The 13,997-nt window shown below is 66.2% G+C and carries 17 protein-coding genes and 1 pseudogene; 13 read left to right on the top strand and 5 right to left on the bottom strand.

The features are described from left to right. Window positions 1–97: 97 nt before the first annotated feature. The gene (locus CLT74_RS10515) at window positions 98–751 is read right to left on the bottom strand and encodes a ThuA domain-containing protein (RefSeq protein ID WP_099846378.1); all 654 of its coding nucleotides are present in this window, start codon (window positions 749–751) and stop codon (window positions 98–100) included. Between the two features lie 218 nt (window positions 752–969). On the opposite strand from CLT74_RS10515, the gene CLT74_RS10510 reads away from it, so the two are divergent. From CLT74_RS10510 to CLT74_RS10495, 4 genes are all read left to right on the top strand, one after another. Further along, a complete protein-coding gene (locus CLT74_RS10510) occupies window positions 970–2,526 on the top strand; it encodes an MFS transporter (protein ID WP_099846377.1) in 1,557 nt (518 codons plus the stop codon). Between the two features lie 142 nt (window positions 2,527–2,668). Then, window positions 2,669–3,202, top strand: a complete 534-nt coding sequence (locus tag CLT74_RS10505) for a TetR/AcrR family transcriptional regulator (RefSeq protein ID WP_158240237.1) — start codon at window positions 2,669–2,671, stop codon at window positions 3,200–3,202. Window positions 3,203–3,275: 73 nt separating this feature from the next. After that, entirely contained in the window at window positions 3,276–3,473 is a 198-nt protein-coding gene (locus CLT74_RS10500; protein ID WP_099846375.1) for a hypothetical protein, read from the top strand. 26 nt (window positions 3,474–3,499) lie between these two features. After that, window positions 3,500–4,585: an extracellular catalytic domain type 1 short-chain-length polyhydroxyalkanoate depolymerase gene (locus CLT74_RS10495; RefSeq protein WP_099846374.1), complete on the top strand. Its 1,086-nt coding sequence runs from the start codon at window positions 3,500–3,502 to the stop codon at window positions 4,583–4,585. Window positions 4,586–4,814: 229 nt separating this feature from the next. Here the strand turns inward: CLT74_RS10495 and CLT74_RS10490 are convergent, their stop codons facing one another. Then, on the bottom strand, window positions 4,815–5,522 hold the full coding sequence (locus tag CLT74_RS10490) for an SDR family oxidoreductase (protein WP_099846373.1): 708 nt from the start codon (window positions 5,520–5,522) through the stop codon (window positions 4,815–4,817). 111 nt (window positions 5,523–5,633) lie between these two features. Here CLT74_RS10490 and CLT74_RS10485 point away from each other — a divergent pair, with 111 nt between their 5' ends. The 9 genes and pseudogenes from CLT74_RS10485 (at window position 5,634) to CLT74_RS10445 (ending at window position 10,735) form a co-directional block, all read left to right on the top strand. Then, window positions 5,634–6,017, top strand: coding sequence for a MerR family transcriptional regulator (locus tag CLT74_RS10485; protein WP_099846372.1), 384 nt, complete (start codon window positions 5,634–5,636; stop codon window positions 6,015–6,017). 629 nt (window positions 6,018–6,646) lie between these two features. Continuing rightward, window positions 6,647–6,955: a GNAT family N-acetyltransferase gene (locus CLT74_RS10480; protein ID WP_099846371.1), complete on the top strand. Its 309-nt coding sequence runs from the start codon at window positions 6,647–6,649 to the stop codon at window positions 6,953–6,955. Between the two features lie 31 nt (window positions 6,956–6,986). Continuing rightward, window positions 6,987–7,409, top strand: coding sequence for a (4Fe-4S)-binding protein (locus CLT74_RS10475; RefSeq protein WP_099851707.1), 423 nt, complete (start codon window positions 6,987–6,989; stop codon window positions 7,407–7,409). A gap of 81 nt (window positions 7,410–7,490) precedes the next feature. Beyond that, window positions 7,491–8,045 carry a dinucleotide-binding protein gene (locus tag CLT74_RS10470; protein WP_099846370.1) on the top strand — a complete coding sequence of 185 codons (555 nt, stop codon included), beginning with the start codon at window positions 7,491–7,493 and terminating at the stop codon, window positions 8,043–8,045. A gap of 263 nt (window positions 8,046–8,308) precedes the next feature. Next, window positions 8,309–8,620: a MoaF-related domain-containing protein gene (locus tag CLT74_RS10465; protein WP_199172159.1), complete on the top strand. Its 312-nt coding sequence runs from the start codon at window positions 8,309–8,311 to the stop codon at window positions 8,618–8,620. Between the two features lie 2 nt (window positions 8,621–8,622). Continuing rightward, the gene (locus CLT74_RS10460) at window positions 8,623–9,018 is read left to right on the top strand and encodes a nuclear transport factor 2 family protein (RefSeq protein WP_199172158.1); all 396 of its coding nucleotides are present in this window, start codon (window positions 8,623–8,625) and stop codon (window positions 9,016–9,018) included. Window positions 9,019–9,064: 46 nt separating this feature from the next. Beyond that, window positions 9,065–9,529: a MarR family transcriptional regulator gene (locus CLT74_RS10455; RefSeq protein WP_158240236.1), complete on the top strand. Its 465-nt coding sequence runs from the start codon at window positions 9,065–9,067 to the stop codon at window positions 9,527–9,529. 171 nt (window positions 9,530–9,700) lie between these two features. Beyond that, window positions 9,701–9,842: pseudogene (locus CLT74_RS31260) on the top strand (transposase); the annotation flags it as partial. 362 nt (window positions 9,843–10,204) lie between these two features. Beyond that, window positions 10,205–10,735: a pyridoxamine 5'-phosphate oxidase family protein gene (locus CLT74_RS10445; protein ID WP_099851703.1), complete on the top strand. Its 531-nt coding sequence runs from the start codon at window positions 10,205–10,207 to the stop codon at window positions 10,733–10,735. Window positions 10,736–10,992: 257 nt separating this feature from the next. Here CLT74_RS10445 and CLT74_RS10440 read toward each other — a convergent pair whose 3' ends face one another. From CLT74_RS10440 to CLT74_RS31255, 3 genes are all read right to left on the bottom strand, one after another. Continuing rightward, a complete protein-coding gene (locus CLT74_RS10440) occupies window positions 10,993–12,090 on the bottom strand; it encodes a hypothetical protein (protein ID WP_099846366.1) in 1,098 nt (365 codons plus the stop codon). Between the two features lie 148 nt (window positions 12,091–12,238). Beyond that, window positions 12,239–12,967 (bottom strand): class I SAM-dependent methyltransferase, encoded by a 729-nt coding sequence (locus tag CLT74_RS10435; protein ID WP_099846365.1) that lies wholly within the window; start codon window positions 12,965–12,967, stop codon window positions 12,239–12,241. Between the two features lie 207 nt (window positions 12,968–13,174). Then, window positions 13,175–13,543 carry a hypothetical protein gene (locus CLT74_RS31255; RefSeq protein WP_486582223.1) on the bottom strand — a complete coding sequence of 123 codons (369 nt, stop codon included), beginning with the start codon at window positions 13,541–13,543 and terminating at the stop codon, window positions 13,175–13,177. Between the last annotated feature and the right edge of the window lie 454 nt (window positions 13,544–13,997).

The raw sequence follows: 13,997 nt of genomic DNA, 5'->3' as shown, positions 1-13,997 counted from the left end.
GGCCATGGTGGGGGTGCCGTCGCCAAGCCGACCAGACCTCGGCCTACCGGTGCCGGCCGCCCGGGGGGTGCCGAGTTCACGATCCGGCCGTGTGCCATCAGCTGGGGCACCGCCGCATCGCGATGATCGGCGACCATGGCTGGATCCTGTGTTGCCGACGGCTACCGCTCCACCACAGAGGCCCGCATCTTGTAGTCGCAGCTTCAGCCCAAAAGAATCGATGGGCAGGTTCACCTGTGCACGAGGTGCTGATCCTTGCCACCGCGTCCGGTGCCTTCACCCTGGCCGCGCTCTCCGCAATCGCCGGCTCGGGCTGGTCTGACGAGCGGTAGCGGAAGGAGTTCGTCCCGCCGAGCAGGCCCTCGTACCACTTCCAGTGGTACTCGGTGCCGAAGCCGTTGTGGATGCCGACGAAGCCGCCGCCGCCCCGGATGTACTGCATCAGGGCGGTCTGCGCGTTGTCGTCGAGGGTGTCCCGGGTGGTGCTGAGGAAGATGACGGTGTGGTACGGGCGCAGTCGACCGGCGGAGTTGAGCTGGCTGACGTCCCCGGTCCAGTCGGCTGCGATGCCGACGTCGCGCAGCCAGTTGACGAGGTTGGCCTGGGCGACGTTGTTGGCGCCGAGTTCCGGGTTGAGCCCGGCGGGAAGCGCGGTGCCGAGTGGGCGTGTCGGGGGCCGACGGTACGGGTGTAGATCAATACCCGGCCCGCCTGGTTCGGGTCCGTGCGGTTGCCCCAGTCGTTGTAGCACTGGCGCTGGTGCCCCGGCAGACGCCGTAGTCGTAGACAGCTTCCAGGGCGCTTTTGGCGGTGCTGGCGCCGTTGGCCGGGCCGGTGGATCGCGTCAGACAACCACCCCTAGCTAGCCGAATGATCAGGCTGCACAGAGGCACTACTGATTTGTCGAACCGACCATCTGGACTGTAGGCTGTGGGCGACACTGCACCCGACCTCTGATCAGGAACCTTCATGAATGACGCCGCCCCCAAGGCCACCGCCAGGAGCTGGATCGGTCTTGCCGTGCTGGTCCTGCCCTTGCTGCTGATCACAATCGATGGGACTGTCCTGATCCTGGGCCTGCCCGCGATCTCCGCTGAGTTGAGCCCCACAGGTGTCGAGCAGTTGTGGATGATCGACGTCTACTCACTCGTGCTCGCTGGCCTGCTCGTGGCCATGAGCACCGTGGGTGATCGCTTCGGCCGGCGACGCAACCTGCTCATCGGCGCGGTCGTTTTTGCGGCCGCATCCGTGGCCGGCGCGCTGGCCGCATCGCCGTGGATGCTGATCGGTGCTCGTGCTCTCCTGGGCGTGGGCGGTGCGATCATGATGCCCTCGACGCTGTCGCTGGTGCGCAACATGTTCCTCGACCGGCAGCAGCGCCGCTACGCGATGGCCGCGTGGGCAGCGATGGCTTCGGTCGGCGCAGCGGTCGGACCGATTGTCGGCGGCTGGGTCATTGAGACGTTCAGTTGGCAGGCCGCGTTCTTGATGAACATCCCCGTCATGCTGCTTCTGCTCATCCTTGGTCCGCTCCTGCTGCCAGAGAGTCGCAACCCCGAGCTGCACAAGATCGACATCTTCAGTGTCGTGCTCTCTTTCGTGGGCATGATCGGCGTGGTCTACGCCATCAAGACCCTCACCGGCGGCAAGGACATTGCTCTCGGAATCGCTGCTCTCGTCGTCGGCGTGACCGCGATCACCCTGTTCGTCCGCAGGCAACTCAAGCTCTCCACGCCGCTCCTGGATGTCAGGCTGTTCAAGGTGCGATACTTCCGCGGCGCCGTCATCGCGGATCTACTGTCGATCTTCGCGATGGTCGGCGCGCTGGTAGCACTCATCCAGTACCTACAGCTTGTCCTCAGCCTCAACCCGCTCCAGGCGTCCATCTGGCTCATACCCCAGGCGATCTTCGCCGCTACCGCCGCATTCGTCGCGGCAGTGGTGGTCAAGCGCCTCCTCCCCGCCTACGTCATCACCGTCGGACTCCTGATCGCGGCTGTCGGCTTCGGGCTGACCAACTTCCTGTCGCCGACATCGAGCCCTGCCCTGATCGCCGCGTCTCTCGCGTTGGTCTCGCTGGGCGCGGGCATGGGACTTGCTCTGAGCAACGACATCATCATGAGCTCCGTCAAGCCCGAACGTGCAGGACAGGCCGCCGCGACCTCGGAGACCGCGTACGAGATCGGCACGACATTGGGAACAGCCGTACTGGGCGGGATACTCGTCGCCTGGTACACCAGGGTGGTCACGGCCGGAACCACTGCGCTTGATCTGCCCAGTTCGCTTGCCGAGCGGGCGTCTTCGACGATGGCAGAGGCCCTGCTGGTAGCGAGCGAGGTCGGTGGCCATGACGGGGCCGCCATCCTCGAGGTCGCCGAGTCCGCCTTCACCGACGCGATCATCGTCACCGGCATAGCCGGCATCGGGATCATGGTCCTCGCGGCGATCTGGGCCCTTGTCACGCTCCGAGGCGCGGCTGCGAACACGGATCTCGCCGCAGAACACGAACGCGAACTCGTGTCCTGATCCGGGGGGTCCCCGCCACCAGTGGCCGTACGCTTGTGCCTTACTATAGAACGCTCGGTCAGTAATGGCGTCGATGTGCGGCGGGTGGTCTGGTGTGGCTGAGGGGCGACGGACGCGGAACACTGAGCGCACGCGGCGGGCCGTGCTCGATGCGGCCACTCAGGTGATTCTGGCGAAAGGTGCCGCTGTCACGCTGGATCAGGTTGCCTCGGTCGCCGGCGTGTCGAAGAGCGGCTTAATTCACCACTTCGGCAGTCGGGACCAACTTGTGGTCGCCGTGGTGCAAGACGTTCAGGACCGTTTCAGGCAGACGGTCCTCAGCCACCTCGACCTGTCGGAGAACTACCCCGGCAAGATGCTCCGTGCCTACGTTCGCGCACTCTGCGCGGGAAGTTCGGATGCCGGAGCTGCGCGAGACTTCACGTCAGCGGCGATCTGGAGTGGTCTGCACGCGATCCCTGGCGTCGCGGCGGTCACGGAAGAACACAGTGCGTGGTGGAGCGAGCAGTTCGCCGTCGATGGGTTGAGCCCTGAGCGTATCCAGATCGTGCGCCGGGCCGCCGAGGGTGTCGTCGTCGCCGCCCTGTTCCGGGACGAGGACGTGGCGAGCATCGCGACCGCTCGTCGTCTGCTGCTCGAGCTCGCCACCGACGGCACCTTCGCCACGCCGATCTGACGCGCTGGCGACCATTCTGAGACTGCGACAGCGCCGCCTGCTCAATCGGATCCGAACCGACGACTCCGGGGCGTTGAACGGATCACGGGTCACCCCGGCGGGCGAGAATCCGTTACCCGAACCGCTGCTGCAGTCGGCCTACGTCACCATCGCCGAGAAGACCCAGCGGGTGCAGCCGTTGGGACCCGAGGCGGTCGCCACCGCGGTGACTCGCACCGCAGCGGCGATCGTTGCCGCCAGCACCACCAGCGTGGCCACTACCACCAGGTGAGCGCCGACTGGTGAAAGGAGCACTCAATGACCGCACCGAACCGGGCGCTTGAGTCCGATCAGCCGCGGTCCGACCGGCCACGTCGGCGGCGATGGCTCTGGATCGCCTCCGGCGTCGGGCTGCTGCTCGTGGCCGCGATCGGTGTCGGTGCTGCGGTCTTCCAGTTTGGCCTGCCATGGTGGATGGGGGAGGGAGATCGCAATCACACGTACGAGAGCGACGTCGGCTCCCAGCGCTACCAGGTTCACCTGCCGCCACAGCACGACGGCGCGACCCGGTTGCCGGTGATCATGGCGATCCACGGGTGCGGGATGTCCGGGTACGGGTGGAACTCGATGAAGTTCACGACGCAGTTCAACGATCTGGCCGACCGCGAGGGCTTCATCGTTGTCTATCCGACGCAGCGCATGTTCCGCAGCGCGATCAACTGCTGGAACTCGGGTGACCCGCGGGAACAGCACCGCTACGACGGAGAACCCGCGCTGCTCGCAGGCGTGGCCCGGCAGGTGGTCGAGGAGTACAACGCGGACCCGGACCACGTGCACGTCGCCGGCGCGTCGTCCGGTGCAGGGACCGCCGTCATCCTCGCGGCGACCTACCCCGACGTCTTCGCGACCGCGACGTCGGTCGCTGGAGGCGAGTACGGGCTGAACCAGGTGGACGCTGACGACCCCGGCGCCACCCCGCCGGACTACACCGCACGTCAGGCGTGGTCCCAGATGGGCGACCGGGCGCGGCAGGTGCCGCTGCTCGTCATCCAGGGCGAGGAGGATGACGTCGTCCCACCGATCGTCGCCACTCGCCTCGTCGAGCACTGGACCGCGGTGAGCGACCTCGTCGACGATGGTCTGCTCAACGAGAGTTTGGACCTGGTCGCAGAGACGACGGCGGTGCCCGCCGAACCGGGCAGGCACGCGTATGCGCACACCACCGTCACCACGCCGGACGGCACGTCTGTCGTCGAGTCGTACCTCGTCCACGGCATGGGGCACGTCTGGCCGGGCCCTGCCGGCGACGGCCTCTTCACCGATCGCGCCGGCCCGGACGCCAGCGCCATCGTCTGGGACTTCGCCCGACGCCACCCGAAAGGTTCACCGGAAACTGGGCGGTGATGCCTGGCTGGCGCAGCCTGAGCATGCTCGGAGTCCGCGTGACCGAGCGTGAAGGCTGTACCCGTCGCAGGTTGATGACGCCAAGCTGTGGGTGGCCACTGAGATGCCGATTCCCGAGGGTAGCGGCTCGCGGGGGTGGTTCGGGGCGCCGCGCGTTCGGCGGGCCTGCGCGTCCCCACCGGCCGCGCAGACCTGGCCGCCGTGCCCGGGGCCCCGTCGACCTGCTTCGTCAGCTCGCCGAGGCGGCGGTGTAGAACGCGCTCGGGTCCCCGGCGAGGGATGCCTTGACGTAGGCGCTCCATTCGTCGGCAATGACCTCGAGCTTGTCGGCCTCGATGCCATCGAGTGCGGCACGGACCACGTCGGCGGGGGCCATCTTGTCGCCGTCGTAGCCGGCCGCCATGTCGGTGTCGGCAGCGCCCAGGTGCAGCCCGGTCACGAGGGTGCCCTGCTTGGCGAGTTCGATGCGGATGCCGTTGGTCAGGCTCCACGCGGCTGCCTTCGCCGCGCTGTAGGCGTTGGCCCCGTCGTAGGAGAACCATGACAGAGCGGACAGGGCGTTGAGAATCCCCCCGCCGCCGTTGCTGGCGAGCACCGGCGCGAACGCCCGAACCATGCCGAGGGTCCCGTAGAAGTGGGTGTCCATTTCCAACCGGATCTTGCTCAGGTTGCCGCTGACCAGGTTTGCCCCGGTGGCGAGCCCGGCGTTGTTGATCAGCAGGGTGACGTCGGGGGCGGCGGCCGCCGCGTCCGCGACCGACTGTGGGTCGGTGATGTCCAGGCGCAGCTTCTCAACGCCAGCGATGTCGATCAGTTCCGGGTTACGGGCAGTGGCATACACCCTGGTCGCGCCACGCTCCAGCAACTGTTGGGTGAAGTGCTTGCCGAGTCCACGGTTGGCGCCGGTGACGAGCGCGACCGAACCAGAAATACGCATGGGATGCCTCCACAGGCTCAAGGTGTTCCGTTGCGTGGGCTACGCTAAAACCTGACGCTGACGTTAGAGGCAAGTGTTGTGTCTGGCGTCACCAGTTGAGGGGGAGAAGTCGTGCGGATCGGTGAACTCGCCACCAGGACCGGGGTGTCGGTGCGAGCGCTGCGCTACTACGAGGAACAAGGACTACTGACCAGCACGCGCAGCAACGGCGGTCAGCGTCACTATGGCGACATGGCGGTCGACCGGGTGCACCTGATCCAGATGCTGTACGGCGCAGGCCTGTCCAGCAAGACGATCCTGGACCTCCTGCCCTGCGTCGACGCGAAGGTCACCACACCGCAGTCCCGAGCCGTGCTGGACGGCGAGCGCGACCGCATCGACGAGCAGATCACCCGACTCATCGAGGTCCGGGACCGGCTCGACGCGGTCATCGCGCTCAGCCTGAGCCCGGCCAGTGGGTGTACCACGGTGGACACCGTCACCGCGGCGGCGTAACGCACACCAGCTGCCGCGCGGTCACCTCAGGACGTGCCGCCGCCGACGATACCGGCCTGCACCTTTCATGCAGCGTCAAGGACCAGACGCGCCTTGGCTTCCTGCCGATCTGGATCGATAAGTGCTGGCTGGAGACGGAGACGCTCAACGGACGTCTAAGGTGACGTGGTGTCACTGGTCATGCCGGTGGCGATATCCGTGTTGGCAGTTCGTCCATCGAGTTACGTGTATCACCTAGCGCGGGTGGCGGCATCCTTGTGGCGCCTGTTCCGGCGGGGTGTCAAGCAGGTCGAGCGACATTCGCAGCGGATCCACCGTTCGACACGAGCGGCTCCATGTGCACCTCATTGTGTTCCGCGTCTCGAATTCTTGCACAGCCCCCGATTCGAGTTGAGACTTCAACTCAAGGGTCGAGTTTGCGATAGACGATCTGAAGACACGCCATGACCAGGAGGTTGGTAGGCGTAGCTACCGCTTGACCTCGGCGATCTGAAGGTGCGATTCACCTTTGATTCGCCGACCCAGGCTGCAGCTGGATGTTGCCCGACGGAAGCGTGTCTTGTCGGCTTTCTCTTGCGTTCGGTGGTGTCGATGGAGTGCGGTCCACGCGGAAGGTTCATGGAGGAATAGTGGCAGTGACTGTGAGCGATGCGCCCGCAGCCAAGCGGTACGAGGCGCGGGTCGAGGGCGAGTCGAAAATCGCGGGAATCGCCCAGTACATACGCACCGCGGAACTCGTCGCGTTCGTACACACGGAGGTCTGGCCGGAGTACGAGGGCAGGGGAGTCGGGGCGGCCCTGGCCCGCACCGGCCTCGACGAGGCGCGCGCCGCGAACCTGCTGGTCCTGGCCACCTGCCCGTTCATCGCGGGGTGGATCGCCCGGCACCCCGAGTACCAGGACTTGGTGTACCAGTCGCGCAGCAGGGTCAGCGACTGAACGGCCGGGCATGGCAGCGATGGAGGCTGATATGAGCAGCGGAGCCGAGAAGAAGACGTACGAGGGTCGGTCGGTCACCGTGACCTTCGAGGCCAGGCGCTGCTTGCACGCCGCCGAGTGCGTCCGCGGCTTGCCGGAGGTCTTCGACCCGGGCCGGCGCCCATGGATCCGGCCCGACGGTGCCGAGGCCGGGCGCCTGGCCGAAGTGGTGCGGCGCTGCCCGTCGGGGGCCCTGCAGTACGAACTGGTGGACAGCGAGGCGGAGACCCCGGACAGGCCCACGCAGATCACGCGCAGCTTCACCAGACAGTTGGTCGTGCACGGCGAGTTCAGCGTGGACACGCCGGAAGGCCCGCGCGCCGAGACCAGGGCCGTCCTGTGCGGTTGCGGGCAGAGCCGCCTTCAGCCGTACGGCGACCACGCGGGCCCCTGCGGCCAGCGACCGCAGGGCTGACCCAGCACCCCAACCGTAGGCGCCCCGGAAGAGCAAGAGCCGAAGACGTTCCAACGCCCATCAGCCTGGCAAGGAGAGCAAATGAACATCACCGTGATCGGACGGGGCAACATAGGTGGTGGGCTCGCCGGCCTCTGGGAACGTGCCGGGCATCAGGTGAGGCGGATCGGGCGTGAAGGAGGCAACGTCGGCGCCTCGGAAGCGGTGCTGCTCGCCGTCCCGGGAACCGCCGTACAGGCGGCACTGTCATCCGTCGTCGGACTCGAAGGCAAAACCGTGCTCGACGCCACGAACCTTTATGGCGGTGCCCGGTCTCCAGCCGGGTTCTCCTCGAATGCCGAGTATGTCAAGTCTGTGACGGGCGGGCCGACGGCGAAAGCGTTCAACACCAACTTCGCCTCTCTCTTCGAGCAGATCACCGATGCCCGTGCACGGCCGAGCAACCTGTGGTCCGGTGACGACGAGGCCCAACGCCTCGTCGAGCAGCTCAGTCTCGACGCCGGGTACGAAGCGGTCCGCATGGGCGATCTGAGCGTCGCCTCGACCCAGGAGCGGCTTGCCGGCGCTCTTATCGCGATCGCCCAGTCGGGGCTCGGCCAATTCGTCTACCGGATGGCATCACCCGAAAAGCTCTGATTCTGCCTCGGGTTCTTGTCGCTCGCTGGACATATGGAGCGCCTTTACCCTGGGTGTCTCCGCCACGAGCCCGCTGGAGTTGGCCCACGCGTACGCGGCCTGCCCCGCGCCCGGCGTCGCCACCGTCGGGCTGGATCCAGGGCGCTGGCCTGGGTCGAAGCGCCTGAGTGACCTACATCCCAGAAGTTTGCGAAAAGGAGCCCGTGAGTTGAGACTTCAACTCAGCGGTGAGGCGCACCGCCCGTCAACGGAAGGACATGTTCTTGACGAGGCAATTGATAGGCCGTAGCTACCGCTTCGACCTGGGCGATCTGAAGGTGCGGTTCACCTTTGATTCGCCGACCCAGGGCAGCTTCGTCGTAGTTCAGGGCGCGGGGCTCGCCCCCGACGGTCACGCGGAGACAGTGGTTCTGGACCTGCGAGAGATCCGTGAGGGCCTCTACTTGAACTCCTGGACCGAGGCGAGCGGGGCCACCGTCACGCACCTTGAGGACTTCGAGAACGGGACGGTCTATTCCAACGTGACCGTCGACGGCAAGCTCTACAACTTCGTCGGAACGATCAAGGAGGCCTGAACATGACCCAGCACCCCACCGCCCAGGACGATCAGGCAAAGCGGAACACCGACATCGTGCTCACCGCGATGCGGGAGTTGTTCGCGGAGAAGGATCTGACCGCGATCGACCGCTACTGGGCGGAACCCTACGTCCAGCACAGCCCGCAGATGCCCAACGGCCTCGACACCTTGCGCAACGTCGTCCCGGGGCTGGAAGGCTTTTCGTGGGAGCCGCAGCGGGTTGCCGCGCAGGGCGATCTGGTCTTTACCCACAGCATCGTGCATGGCTGGGCCCCGAACCCTGTGGCCATCGTCGACATCTTCCGGCTGGAGAACGGGCGCATCGTGGAACACTGGGACGTCGTCCAAGACATCGTCGCCCCCGAAGCCTCCGCCAACGGCAACCCCATGGTGTAAGCCCGGCAGGTCGACATGCCGGTGCGTCGACCGCAAAATGGGCACCGTGACGGTGCGACGTGACGACGACCTCGACCGGGCCGCAGTATGGCACGCCTTCGTGCTGGCGGCCCACCTCCTCGAGGCCGCGTTGGAACGACAATCCCAGCGCGACGGGAACATCTCCCACGGGCACTTCAAGTTGCTGGTCCTGCTCAGCGCCACGGAGAACCAAACGCTGGGCCTGAAAGCGCTCGCCGGCATGCTGCGCTTCTCGCCCAGCCGCGTCAGCCACACGCTGAACGTCCTGGAACGCCAGGGTCTGGTCACCCGCGGTCGGGTACCAACGGGACGACGTGCCTACGAGGCCACCCTGACCCCTCAAGGTCGGCTGCTCGTGGCGCGCGTGCTACGCGCGCAACGCGCAGAAATTCGAGACGTCCTCTTCGATAGCCTGGGCGCAGCTGATACCGCCGCCCTCGGCAAGATCAGCGCGCGTGTTATTGAAGTGCTCGACCAGGCAGGCACCTAGCACGGATGCCGCAGGACGGTCTGAGGGCTCAGTTCTATCCAATTGCTCTCCGCCGGGCGTGCCGGAGCCTCCTGGATTTTGGGTGTGGATCGACTATCAACGTCTGTGGTGAGTGGGCGGTTCGAGCTGAGCGAGGTCGAGTACGCGCGGATCGCGCCGTTGCTGCCGGCGATGACACCGCAGCGTGGCGGGCGGTGGCGGGATCACCGGCAGGTGATCAACGGGATCGCGTTCCGGGTGCGTACCGGCGGTGCCGTGGCGGGACGTGCCGGCACGGTACGGGCCGTGGAAGACGCCGTACGAGCGGTCACGGGCCGCTCGTACGGGTAGCGGTAGGGAAGCCGATTGGTGACAGAGAGCACTCCTTTACTCGGCTGGTTTATGCTTCATGCGACCTGGACAAACGTGCGTGAGTATGCCGCTGGGCCACTGGACTACTGGGGGTCAAGGGGTCGTCGGTTCGAATCCGGCCGTCCCGACGCAGTTCAAAGGGCTTGTCCGTCGCGTCGCGTCGTCGGCCTCTCACGCCGGCTGCCGTGCGGCCCGCTGGCGTCCGCAAGCCAGTTGAAGAAATATGACGCAAGGTGTCAGGTTTTGGGTGGAGCATGGATTCATCGGTCGGTGCCGGTGATAGGCGCCACCACGGCACGGATAGATACGGAGACAAGGACCTCCATGCGCGAAACCCCAGAAGATCTCGAAAGGCTCCAAGCTCTCCTTGACGCCTCCCTCGCCGGCTCCACCTCCCACCTCCGTTCGATCATCAACACTGCGCGCACACTGAACGCGGAGCAGCTCACCCAGGTCCTCACCGGCATGTGCACCCTCGCTCTGTCCAGCGTGACGGCGAAGGGTGAGCCGCGGATCAGCGGGGTGGACGGGCACTTCCTGCGAGGCAAGTGGTACTTCGGCACGGCGCCCGACGCCGCCAAGGCGCGCCACCTCGCGGCGCGGCCCGCCGTCAGCGCCGCACATATGCGCGGTGAGGACCTCGGCGTCTTCACGCACGGCAAGGTGGAGATCCTCAACCCCCGAAACGGCGACCAGGCGACGGACTGGCCGGACGTACTCGCGTACATGAAGGACTTCTACGGCGACGACGCCTTCGACTGGGACAACGACGTGGTCTACTACCGGCTGCATCCGCACTGGATGACCGTCTATGCCCCAGACATCGCAAAGCTCACCGTGGCGTCCCAGTCCTGATCCACAGCACGGGCCAACCGACGCGCGTCCAAGACCCGCTTCGTCAGAGGTCTCTGATCGACGCCGGTGGGAACACCACGCGGATCACCTGCTCGAGCTGCCTCGCGGAGATCGATATGGAGTGGTTCTACGATCTGATTGAGGACAGCGGCGAGAGTTTCGACAAGCTGGATACGACGGTGCCGTGCTGCGCTACCGTCGCTTCCCTGGTCGTAGCTGACGTGTGGGCGCGAGGGTCGGGTCTGGTTGGGGGGCAGTCACAGCAGACCGCGTTCGCGTAGCCGGGCGAGCCGGTCCGGTGGTAGGCAGTCGGCCAGGTTCCGCTCCAGGTCGACCAGCTCCAGGTCGACCGGATACACCACGAAGTCGTCGGCGACTGGCAGCGTGTCCGACCAGTCGCGGTGGTTGAGCTGAGCCGTTACCGCGCACAACAGTCGGCGGCCTGCCTCGGATCCGGCGGCGGCATCGAGGTCGTCGGCGTCGAGCAGGGCGAGTTCCTGTCGTACCAGCCTTACCGATCCTGCGTCGTCGAGGTCGACGTCGGTCCTGGCCTCGAAGTCGGCCGGCGACCATGCTGCCTGGGCGTCGATCGCCGCCAAGGCGGCGCGCTCGTCCTCAGTGGCCCCGTGGACCTCGAAGGACAGCGGGTCCGATCGGCCGTAGCTCAGCGCGACGCAGGCAGCGGGACCGTCGACCGCCAAACGCGTCACGGCGTCCGGGATCAACCTGAGGAGTGCGTCCTCGATGCTCCGGCACGCCGCTTCGAGGTCGAACCCGGCTGGCGGCCGCTCATAGCGCACCTCGGACCGGCGGCCCATGACCTCGACGACGCGGACCAGGCCGCGGTCGTCGTGCTCCGCCGTCAGCACCGAAGGCGCCCGACCGTCGTGCTCGACCTCGACGCGGCGGATCTGCCCATCGGTGTAGGCGTACGCCTCCCGTCCCGAGCCGCCCCGCGCGACCGTGTCGGCCGAGCGCATCAACCCGTCCACGAAACGGTACTCGTGCAGGTAGATAGGCCCGTCCGTATCGAAGCGGGTCGCCTCGACCACGTCGCCGTCGTGACAGACGAACGTCTCGTAGTACAGGCGGCCGTGAAGAGAGCCGCTGTACTCCTCGATCACCACCGTACGACCCCCGGCGTCGAACCCGATACGCAGGACATCCCGATCCGCCGGCGGTCTGACGTCCAACCGGCGACCAGCCTTGAGCAGGTCCCGTTCGAAGTGCAACGGACGAAGATCAAGACCCGGCCATGTGTACCAGTCCCAGCGCCCGACGAGCGCGGTCGCCGCTTTCTTCCGGGAGTCGTACTCGCTAGCGAGCTGGGCGAATCGCGCTGCGAGATCGGACATTTTCGGGATCCTACTGGTCGACCCGCCGCCGTTGCCCACATCCGGATCTGGCTCCGCAGACCGGGCGTCACGGAGCGCAGCCGCTGCTCATGGGCAGGCGCGAGGACACGCCTGAGAAGGGTGCGTCCATCGTTCAGTGTTGGTGTGGTCAGTGCGTTCGTTGCGCCACGAACACGTACTCCCGCCCAGGGCGGTCTGGGGCCTCGCGGACGTCGATGGTGGTGAAACCGCTGGTCACCAGGGTCTCCTCAACGTCTGTTCGACTGCGGAACCTGAGGGTGGAGTCCGATTCCACTGAGAAGCCGTCAGAGGCGAAGGTGTACGTGTACCGGAAGGAGACGTATGGCAGCGCCACCCTGGTGACTTCCATGCGCCGTTGGACCTCACCGATGCCAGGAAGGTTTCGGGTGACGGGGTCAGTGTCGACGACCCATTCCTCCCAGGCGCGGCGCTGCGGGCGTCTCGTCTCGAACACGAGGTGGCCGCCGTCGCGTAGCGCGCCATGGATGCCCTGGAGTGTCGCGCTCCAGTCATCGTCGTCAAGGAAGACTTGAGCCACGTTGCCGGTCATCAGCGCGATGTCAGCTGACAGCGCGGGGAGCGTCGTGGCATCCCCGTGGAGCCAGGTGACCGATGCGGCGCCGGGTTTGGATACCGCCACGTCGAGGGAGGCAACGGCGGGATCAACGCCGGTCACATGTCGTCCGCTTCTTGCCAGCAGGATGGCCAGGGATCCGGTACCGCATCCGATGTCGAGCACGTGTCGGGCGTCGAACTCGTCGACGATGCGAAGATATGCGTCGAGGTCCGCGCGGTCGCCATCGAACGCATCGTAGACAGGCGCGAGGCGCGGGTGGGCAAAGATCGCGTCGGGCATGGCACAGAACCGTAGCGATACGGAATGTCCGCGACCGCTTCGTCCGCCATCCTGTCCACCTCGATCGACGTCCTCCACAGCAACTACCGCATCATGCGCCAGACCGCTCAGCACCTCCGTCTTCGAGAAAGCGAAGCAGCAGAACAGAGCCGCCCGCCGGACGACCGGATCTAGCCGCGGACCGGGTGCGCTGGCGCCGGAGGACCTTCACCGCAGGGTCTCTTCGACACCGATCGTGGCGGCAATGAAGGAGAAGGTCGGAGCAACGACTCGCCAGGTGCAGCCTTGAGGGTCGGTCCAGACGTCACTTGCGACGACGCGGGGATCGAGAGCGCCTGTCCGGTAGTCGAGAGCAAGCGCCGTGTCATCGCCGGCATACTTGGCCACGGCGATCAGGAAGGCATGGTCGACGTCCAGCCAGGGCAACTCGACGGGGCCTGCTGCGATGGAGCTTCGCGCGAGTCGGAACAGGTCGGCTGATGGTTCGTCATCGACGAGGTGGTCAAGGGCCTGGGACTCCCACTCCATTGCCTGGATGCCGCCGAGGACGTCGAGCGGGTCGGTGAACCATGGCATCGTCTCCGCGAAAACCCCTCGCCGGGGTGACGCCACCTGCCACTTCTCAAGAGGTTGAGCAGCAGGTCGGGAACGACCAGACCACGGACTCGAACGGGCTCAGCAGCACCGCTGCCGTGCACGGCGTCGTCTCCTACCGCCACGATGGCTCTCCGGTCCGACAGATCGTGCGTAACGAACACTGGCGACTGGTGTCGCCACTGGGAAAGCTACCCGTATTGCAGCCCGATGATGGCTCCCCATGTCACACCCTGCATCCGTCTATGCGCGCGAAAGGTGACTACGACCGATGTACGGCGTTCTGTGCGGGCTGAAGGGCGGCGGCGATGAGGCGGGCTGGTTGGTCGTGCTAGCTTTCTTCGGCGCCCTTGCTGGCATGGGAGGAGGTGGGAACCGTGGTCACGACTGTCACGTGCTCCCACCCGACCACGAGGGCGTCGAGGGTCTGAAGGGG

It is taken from the genome of Verrucosispora sp. CNZ293 (assembly GCF_002754655.1).
The sequence above is the reverse complement of the archived record's forward strand: the minus strand, read 5'-3'. Positions and strand labels throughout refer to the sequence as shown.